The organism is uncultured Cocleimonas sp. (assembly GCF_947495625.1).
GTDB lineage: Bacteria > Pseudomonadota > Gammaproteobacteria > Thiotrichales > Thiotrichaceae > Cocleimonas.
The window spans coordinates 18,161-37,826 of record NZ_CANLZW010000012.1 but is presented as its reverse complement, the minus strand read 5'-3'; the positions used below and the strand labels follow the sequence as shown (position 1 = coordinate 37,826).

Genomic DNA, 19,666 nt, shown 5'->3' with positions numbered 1-19,666 from the left:
AACGTTGTTTGTCTATTCGACTTTAAATAAACGATAGTTATGTATCGTTAGTTACTATTCGTCTTTCTTTGTTTTATCTGTATCTTTTTCAGCTGCTTCTTTAGCGGCCTTTTCTTCTGCAGCTTTTTTGCGAGCTTCCATCGCAGCAATTCTTTCTGCTTCTTCAGCTGCTTCTTTTGCTTCAATTTCTTCTTCTGTAAGTTGCCCAGTTAAGAAAATTGCGTTACTCACTAACTGGTGCACACTTACGATCATATCCATACTGAATCCGTAGTAAGGAATGACTTTAGTAAATTGTGATTTACAAATGGCACAGATTGCAGCCATATGAGTTACTTGGTGTTTATCAGTAACATGTTTCAATGCTTCCATTCTTGGCTGAGCACCTTTAATGCGTATATCCATCAAATCATCAGTCAATATACCGCCACCGCCACCACAACAGAAAGTAGCGTCGTGGATAGTATCTGCCGGCATATCTACGAAATTATTACAGACTGCTCTGATAACATTTCGTGGGATATCAAACTGTCCGCCGGGTTTTGGACCCATACGACTACCACGTGCGATATTACAAGAGTCATGAAATGTAAGAACTTTGTCATCATTCTTGGATTTATCGATCTTTAGTTTACCCGCAGCCAAAGCTGGCTCAGTAATTTCTAATACGTGCTGAGGAATTGGATAATTTTGATCAAGGAAATCGAATGGACCAGCTAATGTATTTAGGAAGTTGTAAGCGACACGCCATGCATGACCACACTCACCAAATACAATGCGTTTCACACCAAGATCTTGCGCTGCTTTACGAATGCGTAGTGAAACCTTACGCATATTTTCATAGCTACCTATGAACATACCAAAGTTGGCACCTTCAGAAGCATAAGAACTTAAAGTCCAATCGAGTCCAAGCTCATGAAAAACTTTTGCATAACCCATCAAACCATCAACGTGTGGTTCAGCAAAAAAGTCTGCAGAAGGTGTAATTAGAAGAATTTCAGATCCTTTTTTATCTAAAGGTAACTTAACATCTACGCCGGTTTCATCGTAAATATCTTCTTCTAAGCCTTCCAGAGTATCCGCCAATGCTGCTTCTGGCAGACCAAGATTATTACCAATCTTGTTTAGCTTACCCATGATCTCAGTACAGTATTTTTGCCCCATACCGATATGATCTAGAATTTCACGCGCAGCCATTGATATTTCCGCGGTATCAATGCCGTATGGGCAGAATACTGAACAGCGACGGCATTGTGAGCATTGGTGATAATAGTTATACCAATCTTTAACTACATCTTCGTCTAGTTCAGCCGCACCAACGAATCCAGGCATACCCATTTTGCCAAAGAATTTACCGGCAAAGGTAAAGTAACGACGATATACCTTACGTAATAAGTCTTGTCTTGCGACGGGCATATTCTTAGGATCAGTCGATCCCAAATAGTAATGACATTTATCTGTACAAGCTCCACACTTAACACAGATATCTAAAAATACTTGAAGTGAGCGATAACGACCTTTTAGGTCAGCCATTTTATCTAAAGCACGTTCTTTCCAGTTTTCAACAAGGGTATCTGTATTTCCATAATCCGAAACATCTTCAGGCATATTGAAATCAGTGGGAAAGTGCATTGCTTCCTGGAATTCTGGTTTAGAAACCCAAGGTCCATGTGACTTCATCGCATCAGGCTGAAGATTAGGGACATCTACGATGCCATCTTCGCCGCTTATTTCTGGAACATCGTAATCAGCCACAATATTTCTCCGTGCTTCTTTCCAAGAATAAATTCAGCGTAAGCATATTAAACATAAGCATCACTCCAACTCATCCAAAAACATTTTGTTTTGTTTTTCCAACTCAGCAGCCCAAGGAGCAAGATGTCTTTTCTCACGTGGGTTATCTATTTGATTACGGGTTGGACTAAAGAAAATACCTGGAGCATGTAGTAATTTACTAATTGGGAAGATAAGCATCAAAATTGCAACTAATCCCAAATGCAGAAGCAAGATTGCATCAGTAGGTAGCGGCTGCCAGTCAAAAAGCAAAAGACCTCTGAAAAATGCTTTAACCATCACGATATCAGTGTGGCTCACAAAGGACATAAACAAGCCAGAAACGCCTATCATGATTAACAATAACAACATCGCAATATCAGAAGGTGCAGTTATGTAACGTACACGATCAATAAGCAAACGACGCGCTAGTAGCCCTAATAGACCGATAATAAATAAGAACCCAGCGTACTTTCCAAAAGGCTGCATGAATTGCACGAAGCCCCAGACTGGTTCTTGTACATATCTGAAGTGACGGATCACGATCAAAAGCATCGTGTAATGAAACAGAAAACCTAATGCCCACAGTAATTTATCCGAACGAAAAAGACTCTTGAATAAGAATACTTCTTGCATCATTCGAAGCACTACTCCGCCCTGCGTAACTGGGGCCGGTGTTGTAGGTATTTTTAGTGGTGCTGGGACTTTTGCGTATATTCGGATTTTATTTGCAACACCTAGTACAAGAACAAGTGTCGCAGCCCAAAATAATACTGCATAAATAACACCAATGGTCATTTGCACTATGTAGCTCCTAAAATTCTTTTAATCTATAACTTATTGTAATTCTTAGTTATTTACTTCTTACTTCTCTTTCTAAAACTCACAAGTACCCATCGAACTTAAAAAAGGCCAAAAAATGGTGAGTTTTAGAAAAAGAATTCGGGGGGCTTATACTCCCCGAAAACTTTAGATTACGTTATAAGCTCAGGGCTTATACACAACCTGTTGGCTTAGGAAGACCAGCGTACTTACACGCTTGCTTACCAGGACCGTATGGGAATAAAGAGTAAAGGTATTTTGAGTTACCCTTATCTTTACCTAAACGCTTACCAACAGCTTTAGTTAGAACACGAACTGCAGGAGCAATTTGGTACTCTTCGTAATATTCACGAAGGAAATTAATGATATCCCAGTGCTCATCTGTTAATTCTACATCTTCACCTGATGCTAATGCTTTAGCAATTTCAGGCGTCCATGCACTAAGGTCAACTAAATAACCTTCTTCATCTAATTCAATTGATTGACCATCTATTTCGAGTGCCATGTGAGCTCTCCTATTTTAAAAAACTAATAATTAACAGCTAAAAATCGTATTGCATATACCAAAGCTAAGAGCTTGAGCTTATGCGCAACAGGTTATAGCCAGCTTTGTGTCGTCTCATTTTCTACGGTTAAGTCGACAAAACCTGCATAATCAACAGACTTAATGCCATCAATCATACGATCTTCACTTAAACCACGCGCCGCAAGATCACCACCTAAAACATAAACAGTTTTATCTGCCATTGCTGCTTTAAGCTTTTCAGAAAATGATGTACCGTCGATTGCACCAACTGCTGCATCTTCGATCATCAAAATCGAGTCACCTGCTTTCGCATGATTTAAACAACTTCTAAAAGACACCTTTTCAAACGGTGACTTATTTACAATATGTAACATTGCCATTTCAATATTCTCCGTTAAGGTGCTAGAAACTTAAAGTAACTTCTTGTTCAGCCATAACATCAGCCATTTCAGAACGACTTACCATAATGATTGATGGCTTTTCTGCCCAATCATCATCTTCGTCTTCCCAAACAAGATCCATCAGGTCATCTTGAGTCAAACCACGTTCTTCCAAAGACTCTTTCTCAACATAAAGTTTATTAACTTCATAGTCTCCTAAGGCTTTGTAAGTATTAGAAAAGTTCTTCTGCCCAATACCTGTAGTATCTTGACCTTTAGTGATCTGATAAACACCATCATCAATAAAAGCGAGTGATACATCTTGCTCGAAAGCTGCAGATATCAAAACCACTTCTAAAGATTCTAACGCATAAGCTGTACCGTAAGGTGCTTTGCGATTAACAAACATGAATTTCTTAGTAGCCATCTCGTTTAATCTCCAAATACAACAGTGCGATCAGCTTCAATCCCGCCTTCGATCAATTGACCTAAACCAGAAATACGGAAACCTTCGATGATATTGTCAGCATCCAGACCCTGACGCTTAGCTTCAGCTTCATCCATGATACCGCGACGTTGTGCTGCAGCTATACAGATAACCAAATCCAGATCATGTTCTTTCGAAAGCTCTGACCATTCTTTTTGAATTAAACGATCATCTGCTGGCGGAACACTTAAGCGCGTTCCGTTATTTACGCCATCGTGATAAAAGAAAACACGAAATATTTCATGCCCTTGAGCCAAAACAGCGCGAGCGAACTGAAGTGCCGAATCAGCAGACTGATGCTGATAAGGACCTTCGTTAACCATAATTGTAAATTTCATCTATAAATCCTAATTAATAACTATCTTAGAAACGATTTAGAAGCGTTTTAGAAACGAATGTGCGTAGACGAATTCAAATTCGCACGCGCTCCGCGCCAGTTATCAATATGGTACTTAGTGAAAGGCAAGCCTGTAACTTCAAAGAAACGTGGCCATCCGATACGTTCAACCCACTCATTGATACGTTCCCAGTCACGTGCACCTTCTTTGTAGCTCTCAAGAATCTTCTTAACAACTGCAGTCGCTTCAGGCCAGCGTGGTGGATTATTTGGAATACCAGCAGCAACTAAACGCTGGAATGTTGGCTTACCACGAGCATTCGAGTGATTACCACCGATCCAGATTGCAAGCTGAGTAAACTCATGGTCATTGATCTGCATTGGAGGACATGGAGGATAACAAGCACCACAACAAATACACTTCTTCTCATCAACTTCCAGCGAAGGCTTACCGTCAACCATTGCAGGACGAATCGCAGCAACAGGACAACGAGCAACAACCGATGGACGCTCACAAACGTTACCAACAAGAGAGTGATCAATCTTAGGTGGCTTAGTGTGCTGTACGTTAATCGCGATATCACCTTGACCACCACAGTTGATTTGACAACATGAAGTCGTGATATGAACACGGTTAGGCATATTCCAGTTTGTGAATTCATCGTATAACTCATCCATCATCGACTTAACTACGCCCGATGCATCAGTACCAGGAATATCACAATGTAACCAACCCTGTGTATGAGAGATCGATGCAACCGAGTTACGTGTTCCACCAACTGCGTAGCCTTTGTCTTTCAACGCATCTACTAGCGGCTGAACTTTGTCTTCGTGATCTGTATAAAATTCGATATTACTACGAATAGTGAAACGTACATGCCCGTCTGCATACTCGTCTGCGATATCCATAAGGTCGCGTAGAGTGAATACATCAAGAATACGTTGAGTACCCGCTTTTACTGTATATAGTTTGTCGCCATTCTTAGCGATATGAACCATTACACCTGGCTGTGTATCTTCGTGGTAATCCCACATGCCGAAGTTACGACGCATAGTCGGGTGCATATATTGAAAGCCGTCAGGACAACCTGACTCAATCGGCTCACGCATCTCTGGTTTTGACATGGTTTTGCTCCTAAAATCTGTTAATTAAACGAGACACACACTGCATCTCGCCAATTATTCATTCAATTTTTATAAAAGGTTAGAGTTTGCTTTTAAAGCTATTAACTAGCAGCTTTCTCTTCACGTTTGCGGTTGAACCACTCTTCGGCAGCTTCATCCCAACCATCGGTACGTACATAAGATACGTTGCGTGGTTGCGCAATCATGTTTGGATCTGGATCTACTCCAATACCTTCCAGGAAGTTAACTAAGCCAATACGCTCAATCATCTCACCTGTACGCTCATGTTCTAGACCATTCTCTGCCCAGAAATCAATGATTTCTTCAGCAAGCTCAACGATCTGCTCATAATCTTCTGCAGTCTCTAGCTTCATGAATGGAACAAGTACTGTTCCCATCAAGTCACCGATCTTCAGCGTACGCTTACCACCACAAAGAATGGTTACACCTTTATCATCACCAGGGCTGATAGCCTTAGGCACAACATTCATACAATGCATAGAACGAACACAGTTGCTTTCATCCGCAATCAATGAATTATCTTCGCCTAAAGAAAGAGACTTAGAATGACAACGTGAAATAACGTTATCCATTACATACTCAACACCTTTGTCAGCAACAAATGCTTTCCAATGATCTTGATTTATCTTCTTGTGATCTCTCCAGGTACCGATAACGGCAAAGTCAGCACGCTCGATAGCATTTTGACAATCGTTAGGACAACCAGAAACTTTAAACTTAAACTTGTAAGGAAGCGCCGGACGATGAACATCATCTGTAAAGTTATTTACTAGATGACGGTGAACCGCATGCTCGTTTGCACAAGATTGCTCACAACGCGCCGCACCAACACATGACATCGCTGTACGTACACATGGACCCGCACCACCAAGATCCCAACCGTAGTCGTTGATCTCGTCAAAGAAATGCTGGAAGCTAGCATTATCAGCACCGATAAACATGATGTTACCAGTCTGACCGTGGAAAGTCTGAAGGCCTGAACCCCATTTCTCCCAACTGTCTGCAAGTTTACGCATCATGTCAGTTGTATAGTAGTTACCAGGAGTTGGCTGAACACGCAATGTGTGGAACTCTCTAGATTCAGGGAACTTGTCACCAACTTCTGAGAAGCGAGGAATAATGCCACCGCCGTATCCGAATACAGAGATAGTGCCACCTTTCCAGTAACCCATCTTTGTTTCGTAAGAATGTTCAAGCTGACCTAACAAGCCGTTAGTTACATTATTGATGCGCTCATCAGGATGATTGTCACGCATGTTCTTAATGCCAGTAATGAAGCTCGGCCAAGGGCCATCTTCTAAAACGTCCAACATCGGCGTAGGATACTTCTTGATATCAGCCATTATTGCCTCCAATTAATTAATCACTTAACAGAACATCAAATCATTCTGTTACTAAATTTAAGCCGCATTACACCGTCTTTAGAATTGGTATATTTGCGATATGGATATAGTCTAGTTGTTAAGCCCTAATATAAGAATCTCACCCATGGGAGGTTATCAAATATTTATCCTATCCCTTAGGGGGTAGGTGTTTTTTTGGGTATTATTTGCGTTAATACAGACTACACCTAGAAAAGAACTACAGAATATTCGAATATGCTTAAATAGCAAGAAAATTTTATAATATTCTGAATGCTACAAAAACGGTAAATATTATGTCTTCACCCTTTAGTTTAGCCAATAGTAAAGCCCATCAAGAAGAATATTTACGCTGGCGAGATGCAAAACTTGCAAGGGTAGATAGTGCCTATAAAATGTCACCCCCCCACTTTTACGGCATTATTGAAGAAGGTAAATCGCCTTCTAAAAAAGAATTAAATAGCATCATAAAACAATGTGACGATTACAGTCTTTCTGTCTATCAAATCAAGGATCATCAAAGCTACGATATTGATCAAACCAAACGCATCATTTTGTCACTCGCTAACAAACTTGGGCTGAATAAATTAGACGGAAATATTTGTGCAGGAAACGATAGCCTGACTTCAATAACTCAAACCAGCCATGCTGGACAACATGAATACATTCCCTATTCCACCAAACGATTAAGTTGGCACACTGATGGTTATTATAATTTACCGCAGAACACTATAAATTCGATGCTATTACATTGCGCTCAAGCGGCAGTTGAAGGAGGCGAATCAAAATTTATGGATCACGAAATAGCCTATATTCTGTTGCGCGATGAAAATCCAGATTATATTAGAGCCCTTATGCAAGCCGATGTATTGACTATTCCTGCCAATATACTGGATGGAAAAGTGATTAGACCCGCACAGACGGGACCAGTTTTCTCACTAAATTCTCAAGGTCAGTTGCACATGCGTTATTCTGCCCGCAAAAGAAATATTGAATGGAAACAAGATTCCCCCACATTAGAAGCAGTGGCATTTTTAGAAAAATTGTTTGAAGATGACTCATGCCAGAGTTCTAGCTCAAATTCAAAGTACATCATCAAACATACCTTAAAGGCAGGAGAAGGACTTATTTGTAGAAATGTACTGCATTGCCGTACTGCTTATGTGGATTCTGATAATCCAGAAAAAAAACGTTTACTCTTTCGTGGTCGTTTTTATGATGAATTACCCTTAGCAGTCACAGAAAATAACACATAAAACCATTTTTTATCAATAATATACACAAGGTACAACCATGCTTTCACTCAGTGAACTCCTGTTAAAAGAAGGAGACAACGTATCCAGTTTTAAAGAACTCAAAAGCTGCATACAAAAAACCGCCGTGGAAACAGGCGAGCTTCATTTTCAAGTAGATATCGAACCACCTGCGTTTGATGATCGCCCTAGCGATTGGCACGATCAGTTAAATTTAGCATTTGAATCAGCGCGCTAGCCACGCAAAAGACTAGTTAACCCGCAAGAAAAGAGACTTAAACATGTTCTGGGAAGAAGACGAAGACAAAACATTACCCTATCAAGTACCTGATGACGTGATAGATATGGTATTTGCGATTCAAAGCAAAACACTTCCCTTGAATCACGCATGGCCTCTGTCTAGAGAAATTATCAAGCATCTCCCCTGGTTGACGGACTACGATTTCGCTGGCATTCACCAAATCCACGTTGCTGAAAGCAATAACGGCTGGATGCGCCCCGAAGATGACGAAGAAGGTGCCGTTTTATATCCCTCAAAAAGAACCAAACTCACGATACGCATTCCTCTCGAAAAATATGACGAAGCGAGCAAAATGGTAGGCCAGACTTTAAATATCAACGGTCATGATCTACTAGTGGGCAAAGCTAAAAAGAAAGTATTCACCAACGCCGGCGTATTATTCGCACGCTATGTGTTATGCGAACCCAATGAAGATGAAAACACTTTTCTCAGCAAAATGGCTAAGGAAATCAAGACTAAAACCGGCTTCAAAGTAAAGAAAATGCTGTGTGGCAAAAGCCATAACATCACCATTCCTGATGCTGATCTTTACACCAAACATCTGATGATAGCTGATTTAGACAGTGATACTTCCATTAAAATTCAACAACTTGGTCTGGGTGGTTCAAGAGAATTAGGTTGTGGTATATTTCTTCCGCACAAGAGTATTAAGACACTGAAGCCTACAGAATAAATATAAAAGTACACCCCCCTACTTTTAGCCTGTTTTTTTATTTCAAAACGCTCTTATTCACTTTAATGTGAAACATCAATATTCATATCTACGTCATAAAGCCCTTCACTTAAAAACGCTTTCAAAACTGTTTTTCCCGAATGTACTAATATCTCTATTACAACTGTCATAATCTTTAAAGCTTTGAACACCCGTTACTATCCCTCTAATATAATTGTTACTTAGTACCCCTAAGCCCTAAATCGGAGTTAAAAAATGCAAATTGAAAAGCTCGATCATGTAAACCTGAGAACGATTCAGCTTGAGAATATGATCAATTGGTATATAGAGGTATTGGGCATGCGGGTTGGAGATCGACCTAACTTTCCTTTTCCAGGAGCATGGATGTACGCGAATGATATCGTCATGGTACATTTAATTGGCATTGATGGGCCTGAGGGCATTGGTTCTGAAGCACATTTAAAACTTGAGCATTTTGCTTTTTCAGCTTCTGGCCTTCATGAGTTTGAAGACAAACTCAAGGCAATGGATATAGAGTATCGCCGCGTGGATTTATCGGCATTCAAACTGGTACAAATCAATATATGGGATCCAGACGGTAACCATATTCACGTAGATTTTGCAGCGGATGAATAATATGCATGCAGAGAAACTCTTAATGTCACCAATAAAGCTTTCGATATAGACAGTTTAAAATTAAAGTCACCCCCTACTTTTAGCGGTTTTTTTATCTCTGTTAGTTGTTCTTTAGAACTGCAATAACCCTCAACTGTTAAACTAGAATATCAACTTTGACAGCATCAATTTGTTATATAGAAATTCACTAAAAATAATTTTTAAAATCAGTATAAAACAGCATAAAACCTTCAATATCCTAACAACTAAATACGATTATAAATATCCGTAAATCCTCAAAAAATACGAATAAACAGCCTAAAAATAAATACTTATTATTAAGCCCAAAAACCCACCTTATCGTAAACACTGTATTCCAACCGCCCATCAGCCAAAACTACCAAACTTGAACCTAAAGTGTATAAATAAAAACGTGAATGGCGCAGCACAAAAGCCACCTCATAACTTTTCTCTAAAAAATAAACAATAAATAGGGGCAACAAATGGCAGGAATTCGCACTGTACTAATCGCTGATGATTCTGATACTCAACTGTTACATTTAAAATCAATTTTAGAATCTGCGGGTTATAAAACCATTACCGCTAATTCAGGAAATCAGGCAATCTCATTAAGTCAATCGTTATCCCCCGATGTCATCATGCTCGACATTGTTATGGAAGATGGTGATGGCTATAAAGCCTGTCGCACTATTAAGAAGAATCCAGAAACAAACAATACACCCATTATTATGGTCTCGAGTAAATCGAACCCTGTCGACAAACAATGGGCACGACAATTAGGCGCAGCTGATTACATCGTTAAACCTTACGAAAACTCCGAAGTACTGGAAAAGCTTGAATCTATATAAAAAATTCATAAAAAACACCATTCAGTCACTTAAAAAATAAGCCAACCATTTAACTCAGGAATTTTCAGATGATAACTTTGGAGCAAGAAGCAACGACGTTCAAGAAAGTAAATAATGCAGAAATATTCGCCAAAGATAGCGAAGAATCATTTTCAGCAACACTTCAAAAAGCGATTAATCTGAGCACTAATACAAACGAAAACGGAAGAATTGATAGCGATATCGATGATAAGCAATTTTATTATTCAAGCGGGTCAAATAATTTTCTTATTGAAAAAGATTTAAAGGCTGAAACATTAAAAAATATGCCAATAAACCACGTTCCATTTACTCCAGAATGGTTTTTGGGAATTGTCAGTATTAGAGGGGTAATTATGCCCGTCATCAATATCAATGAGTTTATCAAGTCACAGACAAACTCTGCCACAACAGAAACTGATAACTGCACAAAAATTCAGGAAGAAAAAAGTCATGAAGAAAATAACCTGCAAGAAAGCTATCTATTAAAGCTTGAACACAATGCTCATTCACCCATTGTGATAAAAATAGATAGATTACCTAGGCAACTGGACATGAGCACTAACATCAAAAAAAGTAGCATCGATAAAAACAAACCAGACTGGATGCTCAATACGATACAAACAATGCAAAGTGATACTTCATCGATTATAGAAATAGATCACCAAAGATTATTAAACCAGATTAAAGCGCTAGGCTAGATTCAAATAAATTTAGACAACTTTAGATAGATAAACACAACAATAAAATAATAAATGCGTGAAGTGCGCGCCTGATAACAACAAAAAATTAAGGAAAAACCATGTTAAATAGACTATCCATCGGCATGAGAATGTTAGTATTCATCATGTTGCCAGTAATCATATTCTTCGTGATTGGGGTTATCTCCTTAAATGGCATCGATCAGGATCATCGCGCTTTAAAAACTGGTGACGAAAACCTTAAAACAGTTTTAGCCTCATCCGACGTCAACTACACCGTCAACCAACATTACAGCCAACTTTTATCGAATATCAACATGGGCTTTATTCCATGGTCAGAAGGTGAATCAAAAACCAGAAAAGGTATTCAGGTCATTCAGTCAAGCTTTGCATCTTTCAATGGTGCGTTATCGGATGAGGAAAAAAGAACCCCTGAGGTTAAAGCATTATTTGAAGCACAAGATGAGTTAATTGGCGCCTATGTATCAATTAAGAAATTCTTCAGCGAAGGTTATGGAGAAATCGAACAAACAGCATTAAACAATTATGCTGAAACCAAGATGTTCCCTCTTGCTAAATCGGTAGAAGATAAGATCAACACCATTATTGATGAGAAATTTGCCGCAACATCATCCATCAGCAATGCGGCATTAGAACGAGCAGCACAAACACGTAATAACGTACTGATTGCACTTTTCACTGGAGTATTGATTATGATCATCTTCGGTAATTTAATCATGCAATCAATCACTATCCCGACTAAAAACCTCACCGATGTTGTACATCGTCTAGCTTCTGGTGAATATGAAGCACGCGTTACCACTCAAGGTAAGGATGAGTATTTTAGTCTGGGTACTGCGTTTAACTCGCTGCTAGATGATCGTGCCATTACGCTCAACACCATTGACTCAGAGCATAAGGAATTAAACCAATCTGTATTCAGTCTTCTCCAAGCCGTTGCCGAATTGAGTGAACGTAACCTAACTATCCGCGCAAACGTCACAGAAGATGCAACTGGTCCGGTTGCAGATGCGATCAACTTACTGGCAGAAGAAACATCTGCAACACTATTTGAAGTGCGCAACGTTGCTACCGAGGTTAATGAAACCTCACAAAAAGTAAATACTCACTTAATGTCGGTAAATAAACTGGCAATGAAAGAGCAGGAACGTGCGATCGAAACCACAAACCAAATGAATAAGATGTTACTTCGCCTAGATTCAATTGCAGAATCTGCCGCTGCTACCAATATCATGGCTGACAATACATCTGCCTCAACCAAAAAAGCACATGAATCGGTATCAGATACCCTAAACGGTATGTCGGTTATTCGTGAAACGGTTCAGGAAACGGGTAAACGCATCAAACAATTGGGTGAAAGATCTCAAGAAATCTCGCATGTTATTGACATCATCAACACCATCGCAGAAAGAACGACTGTATTGGCACTGAATGCCAGTATGCAGGCCGTTGCCGCGGGTGATGCTGGCCGTGGATTCTCGGTTATAGCAGAGGAAATTCAGCGACTCGCAGAAAGTTCTCGTGAATCAACCAACCAGATTTCTACATTGGTTAGAAACATTCAGCAAGAAACCAATACCACTATTGCAACTATGGACCAAACCATCGAGCAAGTTATCGACGGATCAACAAAAGCCGAAGATGCCGCAGAACAAATGAAGAGAGTACTTGAAACAACCTCGGAATTAGTTCATTCGGTTGACCAGATTGCAATCGCATCTAAAGACCAGGTAAGCATCAGTGAAGGCCTAAAACATAAAGCAGAAGGTATTCTGAAATCAACACAATCAACAGGACAAGAACTACTGTCATTAACCGGCTTAAGTCGTAATATGGCAGAGTATGCCCAACAGCTAGTGAAGTCGGTAAATGTCTTCAAGATTGATGATGACGATGCAGCAAAAACTATCCATAACACCAAGGTATAAGGTTAAGTTAAGGGGCGAATGAAAATGACCGATATCACTAACAATACAGAGATTGCCGAATCAAATAGTTTAATTGCTGATGAGCTCGAAGATATTGCACTTGTTTTTTCCATGCTGGAAAAAAACAATTTGATACAGGCATTGCAAACGATAGACAAAGGCTTAGCACGTATTGATAATATTTCCCTGGAACAGAATGCAAACGCCCTAAGAGCAATATCTCACTGGATGGGACTAAATCTTGAGCTAAATGATGAGACTCAAGCTCAAATCACCACATTAATTGCAGAAGATAGTTTTACCAGCTGGATCGATATCTTAGCTTCAGTATTACGCAATTATGATCCTGTATTACTCCCACAACTACACCAAAGTTTGACCTCTCCTCAATGGCCCATAAAACCATCAGCTCCCCTGCTTAAAGGTATAGCCATATGGATTGAGGGAAACAAAGCAGCTCAAGACGATAATCTAAATAGAAATAAAGAAGATGAGACAACAGTATCAGCAAATTCATTAACCGAAGAACAAGCCTCTACTCCTCAACATGAACAAGACTATAACGAAGTAAAATCATCTAATAATCCAGAAGAAGAATTTCAGCAAAAACATGTCTTTGAAGAAGTAGATCTATCCATTCTCAACAAAAACTATAACTACTGCACCGATGCTATTCTCAAGGAACTAAAAGAACACCCTGACTTTAAAGTATCTTTAATTGAAATAGATAAAACAGGTCTTACAGATTTACAAGATCATGATGAAAGTACCGGGTTTTCAAAGGAAGAACAGGAAGTAGATAGCACCGAATTATTTGATAATGCACGGGCAGATAATACACAGTCAGATTTTGCACTGGAAGTCGATGATATTGTCATGACGCTCTCTGCATCTAGCTCCATGTCAACCAAGCCGTTGGATGATATTGACGCCTACATAAAAGAGTTATCACGCCTCTCACAGCTTGCAGATATTTCAAATTACCAAAGTATTGTAAATGCATCAAACTGGTGCCAACGTAACTTAAGATTATTCAAAGAAAATCAAAATGGGGCTATCGAACATTTTGTAAAATCTGGCGAATGTTGGTCCTGGATAGAATTGCTTAACCTCTGCATGTCGAATCCAGAAGAAGTGGCTCATTTAGCAACACTAACGAATGAATTGAAACGAGAAGAATGGCTAGAACATTTTGAAGACGAAGCCTTAGAAACACTTCTGTTAGAAATAAAGCAGGACACTGATGATAATTTGCCGCATTTCGAGCGAGACAATAGCTCCGAAATGAATGAGCTTGAGACATTGCCGCTACAACAAGGCAATAATAATCTAGATACTCCCTTTTTCGACATGCCTGAATTAGAAAGCAATGATGACCTTGATATAGTTACAGTTGATTCCAATGAAATAAGTCATGACCGCAGCTACGAAACGTCAGGGTTGGAAACATGCTGGCATGATGATATCCATCCTGAGCTGTTATCCGTTTATCTGGCAGAAACGCCAGAGCAAATAACTAAACTCACCCCCCTACTTTCAGCCATTTTTTATAATACCACTAGCGACGAAGAAAAATATACAGCGGCTAGAATGGCGCATACCATCAAAGGTGGAAGTGCTGTCGTAGGTATCACGATCCTTTCTGAGTACGCACATAAACTGGAAACACTTCTGGATTTTTCGGTAGAGAATCAATTACCGGAAGAACTGTTAGCGTTATTACCGGAATCTGGAGAATGTTTAGAAAAACTGTTTGAGGCTGTTCAAAGCAAGCAAAAAGAGCCCAAAGAATTTTTGAGTATCTACAATAAATTAACACATTATGTTGATCATCTAGAAGATTATCGAGATGACAATAATAAAAATAATCAGGAGAGTGATAACGAAGAACTTGAAGCAATATCACCTTCAGCCTTACCGGACTTTATACAATCTCAAAATTCATTAAATGATTCCCTTGAACACGAAATCTTCGGCGGCTTGGCAGAAGATTCAGAACAGGAACTAGAAGAAGCGATTCTGAAAAATGAAAATGCATTCGCTGAAGAAAACTCTGTTTCTCAAGATGAAACCAATAACTATGAAATATTTACATCAAGTCATGAAACGTTAGAAGATATAAAACTCCCGGATGAAATCCCTAATTCTTTAGAAAAAATAGTAAACGATAATAGTCTGGAAGATAGTGAAAACGAAAATTGCATCAATGAAATTTCAGTTGAAATTGATGACATAGTGATGAACTTGACGAGTATAACCCTAGGCTCAGAAGATGTTTTCCAAAATATAGAAAGCTACACCTCTGAATTAGACCGCTTTGATATCTTAGCTGAAATTTCTGGATACCCTGAACTATCAAAATTAAGCCAGTGGTGCCAAGCGAATCTGGCTAAATTTACAGACTATCAAACCGAAACCGCAGAACAATTTATCACCTCAGGTGAATGTTGGGCGTGGTTAGAGCATCTCGGAATTTGTCTAAATGAACCAGATGATCCGGCCAATCTTGCATCGCTAACCTCCGAAATTATACGAGAAGAATGGACAGAAGCGTTTGATATAAACGAATTACAAAACGTCCTATTAGCATTACGAAATGAAGAAACATTCATAGATGAGAGCGATATAAACCAGAACATAGAGCAAGACTCGATAGATGAAAATATAGAAGAAAACACTGAAGAAAATAACAAAATTACGGCAAACCAGCTCCCCAAAGCAGAAGACGTATATGAAGTAGAAAATGTCAGTAAAAGAGAAACGGTAAATAATTTAAACACAACAGAACAGGAGAAAATTGATACACAGGAAATACAAGAGCCAAGCACCACTAACGAAGAAGTAATCAGCTGGGATAGTGATATACACCCCGAATTACTATCTACCTACTTTCAGGAAACCCCGGATCAAGTCTCTGAATTAGCTGAATTACTTCATAAAATTTCGAATAAAAGCGCAAACAAAGAAGACTATAAAAAAGCATCACGTATCGCCCACACCATCAAAGGTGCTAGTGGTGTCGTTGGATTGACTTCACTGGTTGATTTAACCCATAAGCTCGAAGACATTCTGGATTATTCCGTAAATAATGAACTACCTGAAGATACGGCCAACTTTTTAGCCGAAACTTCTGATTGCCTGGAAGGCTTGTTTGAAACAATTCAGAATAAACAAAAAGCACCAGATGAATTATCACCAATACTTGAGAAATTAAGTCTATTTGCAGAACAATTAGAAAATAACGATGATAACAACTTAATTAATGATGAATTTACTAATAACGAATGGGAATTAACCAAACCAGAACTTCCTGACTTTATTGAAAGCTCTTCTGATTCTAACAATGAAGAAACAGCAGAGACTCCTTCTTCATCTCTTTCCCTATCTCTTTCTCCCTCTATCTCTCCGTTAAATACTCCATCAGTCACGACAATAACCGCCTCAACAAATGTGGTTGATACAAATCTGTCTGTTTCTGAGACGCATATACGCGTTCCTGTAGATATCATTGATAAATTATTAAATCTAGCGGGTGAGCTGGTAACAACTTCAACAAAAGTTTCTGACCAACTTAAACAAACCGGGATAACAAATAAGGCTATCCAGGCACAAGATACCCGCGTTCATAAAATACTTGATGAGTTGAGCGACACGATTTACAAGCAGGACAAAGATCAACAAAAGATGCTATCCAGTCTTAAGGAAAGTGATTTTGATACACTGGAAATGGACACCTATAATGAATTACATAGTGTTGCAGGACTGCTCACAGAAAGTATTCTTGATAGTGAAACCATAGAAAAAAATCTATCCAGACAGTTAAGTGATATACAGGAAGACCTTCGATCTCTGGATAAATTAAACAAAGAATTGAGTAATGTAATCCTCAGTTCTCGCATGGTTTCAATCAATACCTTGATTCCTAGATTAGAAAGAATCGTTAGACAAACCTGTCGCAAGACGGGTAAGAAAGCAGAACTGCTTGTGACGGGCAACGAAATCAATATTGATACAGATATTCTTAACGGCCTTGTAGACCCTCTATTACATTTATTACGAAATGCCATAGACCATGGCATCGAAACGCCCGAACAACGAGTCGCAAACAACAAAAATGAAACGGGTGTTTTACAATTAGATTTCAGTCGCGAAGGTAATCATATATTGATGCAGCTAAAAGACGACGGCGCAGGCATTGATCCTGAATTCATTTATCAACGCGCTATCGACAAAGCAATCATCACCCCTGATCAGGAATTTTCTCCGAGTGAAACGCTAAAACTGATCTTGCGCCCAGGTTTTAGTACCCAGGAAAACGTGAGCGAAGTATCAGGTCGTGGCGTGGGCATGGATGTTGTCAATTCATCTGTAGAAAGGCTGAAAGGCGAATTACAGATCAACAGTGAAAAAAATCAAGGCACCCGCTTTAATGTCAGAATTCCGCTAACACTGATTACTAATACGACCTTACTGGTAAATGCATCAAATAATCCAGTCGCAATAGCCTCTGAAAATATCGATCAGATTCTGTATTTAGCACCAGATCTTGTTATTGAAAAGCAGGGAAGATATTACGTAAACCATAACGATGAACAACTCCTCATTCATTCTTTGTCAGAGCTGCTAAATTGGCCTACTGAAGAAATTGATTATAGTAAATCACACACCCTGCTTTTGATTAAAGATGGAGGCCGGTTGCAGGCAGTTCAGATAGAAGAAATTATCTATTCTCGAGAAGTGGTCGTTAAAAGCTTAGAACCCTGGATTAACTCGGGTAAAGGTATCACCGGCGCCTGTCACCTAAACGATGGTGGCGTAGCGCCGGTAATTAATCTGGTCAATGTGCTTAAGCATGCAAATGAAAGTGCTCATTTGAAAAAGACCAAAAAGGTTAAATCGAAAGAATCTGAGAGCAAAGTTCAAGTCATTAAGAAAATTCTCGTCGTCGATGATTCTTTAAGCAATCGTAAAGCATTGAGTTTGATAATAGAACAAACCGATTACGAAGTACTCACAGCGGTAGATGGTCTCGATGCACTTCAAGTGATGAATGATAACAACATCGATATGGTATTTACTGATTTAGAAATGCCGCGGATGAATGGTCTGGAATTCACCCAGGCAATCCGAGCCTGGAACGATAAAAAGGAAACGCCAGTCGTGATGATTACCTCACGAACGACCGCTAAACACAGAAATCTGGCGGAGAAAGCCGGTGTTGATGATTACCTCACTAAACCAGTCGTTACGGATACCTTGCTCGAATCTATTGATACCTGGCTAAAACAAAATGCCACTAACTGATTAGAAGAATAAATAAACACACCCCCCTACTTTTAGGCACTTTTTAGTAAGTATTGCCAGAAGTTGAATTGAATAGTTTATTACTGAATTAGAATAATAAAATGGATAACAATATGACTAATGATATAAACCAGACAACTAAAGACGATGAAGCCAACGAAGTAAAGGAAGCTAATAACGAGAAAAGTATTGGTATTCACTATGTTGGTTTAGGAACTAGAGAACTAGCAATCTTCGATCGTGTTGTTGCCTTTAATATCACGCATGGATTGAAAGCTCATAAAACAACAAGCATTGAAGAAGCTGAACTGATTGTTATTAATCAGAATGATTATTCGTCTATTCATTCATCCATTTATTCGTCTGTTGAATCCAACACGCAAATCAAAAGAACCTTTTTCATGGTCTGTGATGGTCCAACTTCTGAAATCCTAGAAGCTCAAATACAACGTCCTCTACTCATCACTAAAGTAATGAATACACTTAGTGAAGCGATTGAATCTGTAAAACAAAAACGCTTAACTTTGTCTGTTGAAACTTTAGCCGATGAAACAACAAGGCAAAATAATGTAGATACCATCGTCGATAACAGCATGACTATTCTAGATTCCTCTAGTCATACAAATGCAAATGATGGAATAACAAAAGAAGTAGAAACAATCTCTAGTGACAAATCCGAAAATGACATTTCAGAACAAATAGAGAAACAAGGTCATCATGCACTAGTCATTGATGACAGCGCATCGATAAGAAAACAACTGGAATTAGAATTACGCGATGCAGGTATCTCATCAGACTTTGCTGAATCAGGAGAGGATGCATTAGAAAAAATAAAAGAAGGACAATTCGATCTAATATTCCTCGACATTATTATGCCTGGCATAGATGGTTATGAAACCTGTAAACAAATGCGAGCAATCGCTGAATACAAAAAGACGCCGATAATTATGCTCAGTGGTAAAACATCACCGTTGGATGAAGTACAAGGTGTAATCGCAGGGGCAACGACTTATCTGACTAAGCCTGTTAAAAGTGACAAACTTCAGGAAACTCTGAACAGAGTCACCAAGTGGATTGATAATTTTTCTCAGACTAAAAAAACTGAAATTGCTTGATAGCAGTAACTATCAAGCAATTGATAAATCTATAAT

General features: G+C 39.0%; 17 protein-coding genes. 9 read left to right on the top strand and 8 right to left on the bottom strand.

The window, feature by feature from the left end; genetic code table 11:
• Positions 1 to 54: 54 nt before the first annotated feature.
• The 8 genes from dsrK to dsrA form a co-directional block, all read right to left on the bottom strand.
• Positions 55 to 1,755 (bottom strand): sulfate reduction electron transfer complex DsrMKJOP subunit DsrK, encoded by a 1,701-nt coding sequence (gene dsrK, locus Q1A31_RS08475; protein WP_299875166.1) that lies wholly within the window; start codon positions 1,753 to 1,755, stop codon positions 55 to 57.
• A 60-nt stretch (positions 1,756 to 1,815) separates the two neighbouring features.
• Positions 1,816 to 2,571 (bottom strand): respiratory nitrate reductase subunit gamma, encoded by a 756-nt coding sequence (locus Q1A31_RS08470; RefSeq protein WP_299875380.1) that lies wholly within the window; start codon positions 2,569 to 2,571, stop codon positions 1,816 to 1,818.
• 196 nt (positions 2,572 to 2,767) lie between these two features.
• On the bottom strand, positions 2,768 to 3,100 hold the full coding sequence (locus Q1A31_RS08465; RefSeq protein ID WP_299875164.1) for a TusE/DsrC/DsvC family sulfur relay protein: 333 nt from the start codon (positions 3,098 to 3,100) through the stop codon (positions 2,768 to 2,770).
• Between the two features lie 92 nt (positions 3,101 to 3,192).
• The gene (gene tusB / locus Q1A31_RS08460; protein ID WP_299875161.1) at positions 3,193 to 3,501 is read right to left on the bottom strand and encodes a sulfurtransferase complex subunit TusB; all 309 of its coding nucleotides are present in this window, start codon (positions 3,499 to 3,501) and stop codon (positions 3,193 to 3,195) included.
• Between the two features lie 22 nt (positions 3,502 to 3,523).
• Positions 3,524 to 3,928 (bottom strand): sulfurtransferase complex subunit TusC, encoded by a 405-nt coding sequence (gene tusC, locus Q1A31_RS08455; protein WP_299875158.1) that lies wholly within the window; start codon positions 3,926 to 3,928, stop codon positions 3,524 to 3,526.
• Positions 3,929 to 3,933: 5 nt separating this feature from the next.
• Positions 3,934 to 4,326 (bottom strand): sulfurtransferase complex subunit TusD, encoded by a 393-nt coding sequence (gene tusD, locus Q1A31_RS08450; RefSeq protein WP_299875154.1) that lies wholly within the window; start codon positions 4,324 to 4,326, stop codon positions 3,934 to 3,936.
• 47 nt (positions 4,327 to 4,373) lie between these two features.
• Positions 4,374 to 5,450: a dissimilatory-type sulfite reductase subunit beta gene (dsrB, locus tag Q1A31_RS08445; RefSeq protein WP_299875151.1), complete on the bottom strand. Its 1,077-nt coding sequence runs from the start codon at positions 5,448 to 5,450 to the stop codon at positions 4,374 to 4,376.
• A gap of 101 nt (positions 5,451 to 5,551) precedes the next feature.
• Entirely contained in the window at positions 5,552 to 6,814 is a 1,263-nt protein-coding gene (gene dsrA, locus Q1A31_RS08440; protein ID WP_299875149.1) for a dissimilatory-type sulfite reductase subunit alpha, read from the bottom strand.
• 314 nt (positions 6,815 to 7,128) lie between these two features.
• Between dsrA and Q1A31_RS08435 the strand changes: the two genes are divergently transcribed.
• From Q1A31_RS08435 to Q1A31_RS08395, 9 genes are all read left to right on the top strand, one after another.
• Positions 7,129 to 8,088 carry a TauD/TfdA family dioxygenase gene (locus Q1A31_RS08435; RefSeq protein WP_299875146.1) on the top strand — a complete coding sequence of 320 codons (960 nt, stop codon included), beginning with the start codon at positions 7,129 to 7,131 and terminating at the stop codon, positions 8,086 to 8,088.
• A gap of 37 nt (positions 8,089 to 8,125) precedes the next feature.
• Entirely contained in the window at positions 8,126 to 8,323 is a 198-nt protein-coding gene (locus Q1A31_RS08430) for a hypothetical protein (protein ID WP_299875142.1), read from the top strand.
• A 43-nt stretch (positions 8,324 to 8,366) separates the two neighbouring features.
• Entirely contained in the window at positions 8,367 to 9,059 is a 693-nt protein-coding gene (cas6, locus tag Q1A31_RS08425; RefSeq protein ID WP_299875139.1) for a type I-MYXAN CRISPR-associated protein Cas6/Cmx6, read from the top strand.
• A 255-nt stretch (positions 9,060 to 9,314) separates the two neighbouring features.
• Positions 9,315 to 9,695 (top strand): VOC family protein, encoded by a 381-nt coding sequence (locus tag Q1A31_RS08420; protein ID WP_299875136.1) that lies wholly within the window; start codon positions 9,315 to 9,317, stop codon positions 9,693 to 9,695.
• A gap of 482 nt (positions 9,696 to 10,177) precedes the next feature.
• Positions 10,178 to 10,543, top strand: coding sequence for a PleD family two-component system response regulator (locus tag Q1A31_RS08415; protein ID WP_299875133.1), 366 nt, complete (start codon positions 10,178 to 10,180; stop codon positions 10,541 to 10,543).
• A gap of 68 nt (positions 10,544 to 10,611) precedes the next feature.
• On the top strand, positions 10,612 to 11,262 hold the full coding sequence (locus Q1A31_RS08410; protein WP_299875130.1) for a chemotaxis protein CheW: 651 nt from the start codon (positions 10,612 to 10,614) through the stop codon (positions 11,260 to 11,262).
• Positions 11,263 to 11,363: 101 nt separating this feature from the next.
• Positions 11,364 to 13,211, top strand: a complete 1,848-nt coding sequence (locus Q1A31_RS08405) for a methyl-accepting chemotaxis protein (protein WP_299875127.1) — start codon at positions 11,364 to 11,366, stop codon at positions 13,209 to 13,211.
• A 24-nt stretch (positions 13,212 to 13,235) separates the two neighbouring features.
• Positions 13,236 to 18,515, top strand: a complete 5,280-nt coding sequence (locus tag Q1A31_RS08400; protein ID WP_299875124.1) for an Hpt domain-containing protein — start codon at positions 13,236 to 13,238, stop codon at positions 18,513 to 18,515.
• 113 nt (positions 18,516 to 18,628) lie between these two features.
• Positions 18,629 to 19,630 (top strand): response regulator, encoded by a 1,002-nt coding sequence (locus Q1A31_RS08395; RefSeq protein WP_299875121.1) that lies wholly within the window; start codon positions 18,629 to 18,631, stop codon positions 19,628 to 19,630.
• The last annotated feature ends 36 nt before the right edge of the window (positions 19,631 to 19,666 follow it).

Coding starts and splice junctions, on each gene's coding strand:
- Q1A31_RS08430 (WP_299875142.1), top strand. CDS start 8,126: ATGCTTTCACTCAGTGAACTCCTGTTAAAAGAAGGAGACAACGTATCC.
- Q1A31_RS08415 (WP_299875133.1), top strand. CDS start 10,178: ATGGCAGGAATTCGCACTGTACTAATCGCTGATGATTCTGATACTCAA.
- Q1A31_RS08435 (WP_299875146.1), top strand. CDS start 7,129: ATGTCTTCACCCTTTAGTTTAGCCAATAGTAAAGCCCATCAAGAAGAA.
- Q1A31_RS08400 (WP_299875124.1), top strand. CDS start 13,236: ATGACCGATATCACTAACAATACAGAGATTGCCGAATCAAATAGTTTA.
- cas6 (WP_299875139.1), top strand. CDS start 8,367: ATGTTCTGGGAAGAAGACGAAGACAAAACATTACCCTATCAAGTACCT.
- Q1A31_RS08410 (WP_299875130.1), top strand. CDS start 10,612: ATGATAACTTTGGAGCAAGAAGCAACGACGTTCAAGAAAGTAAATAAT.
- Q1A31_RS08395 (WP_299875121.1), top strand. CDS start 18,629: ATGACTAATGATATAAACCAGACAACTAAAGACGATGAAGCCAACGAA.
- Q1A31_RS08465 (WP_299875164.1), bottom strand. CDS start 3,100: ATGGCACTCGAAATAGATGGTCAATCAATTGAATTAGATGAAGAAGGT.
- Q1A31_RS08470 (WP_299875380.1), bottom strand. CDS start 2,571: ATGACCATTGGTGTTATTTATGCAGTATTATTTTGGGCTGCGACACTT.
- dsrA (WP_299875149.1), bottom strand. CDS start 6,814: ATGGCTGATATCAAGAAGTATCCTACGCCGATGTTGGACGTTTTAGAA.
- Q1A31_RS08405 (WP_299875127.1), top strand. CDS start 11,364: ATGTTAAATAGACTATCCATCGGCATGAGAATGTTAGTATTCATCATG.
- tusC (WP_299875158.1), bottom strand. CDS start 3,928: ATGGCTACTAAGAAATTCATGTTTGTTAATCGCAAAGCACCTTACGGT.
- tusB (WP_299875161.1), bottom strand. CDS start 3,501: ATGGCAATGTTACATATTGTAAATAAGTCACCGTTTGAAAAGGTGTCT.
- tusD (WP_299875154.1), bottom strand. CDS start 4,326: ATGAAATTTACAATTATGGTTAACGAAGGTCCTTATCAGCATCAGTCT.
- Q1A31_RS08420 (WP_299875136.1), top strand. CDS start 9,315: ATGCAAATTGAAAAGCTCGATCATGTAAACCTGAGAACGATTCAGCTT.
- dsrB (WP_299875151.1), bottom strand. CDS start 5,450: ATGTCAAAACCAGAGATGCGTGAGCCGATTGAGTCAGGTTGTCCTGAC.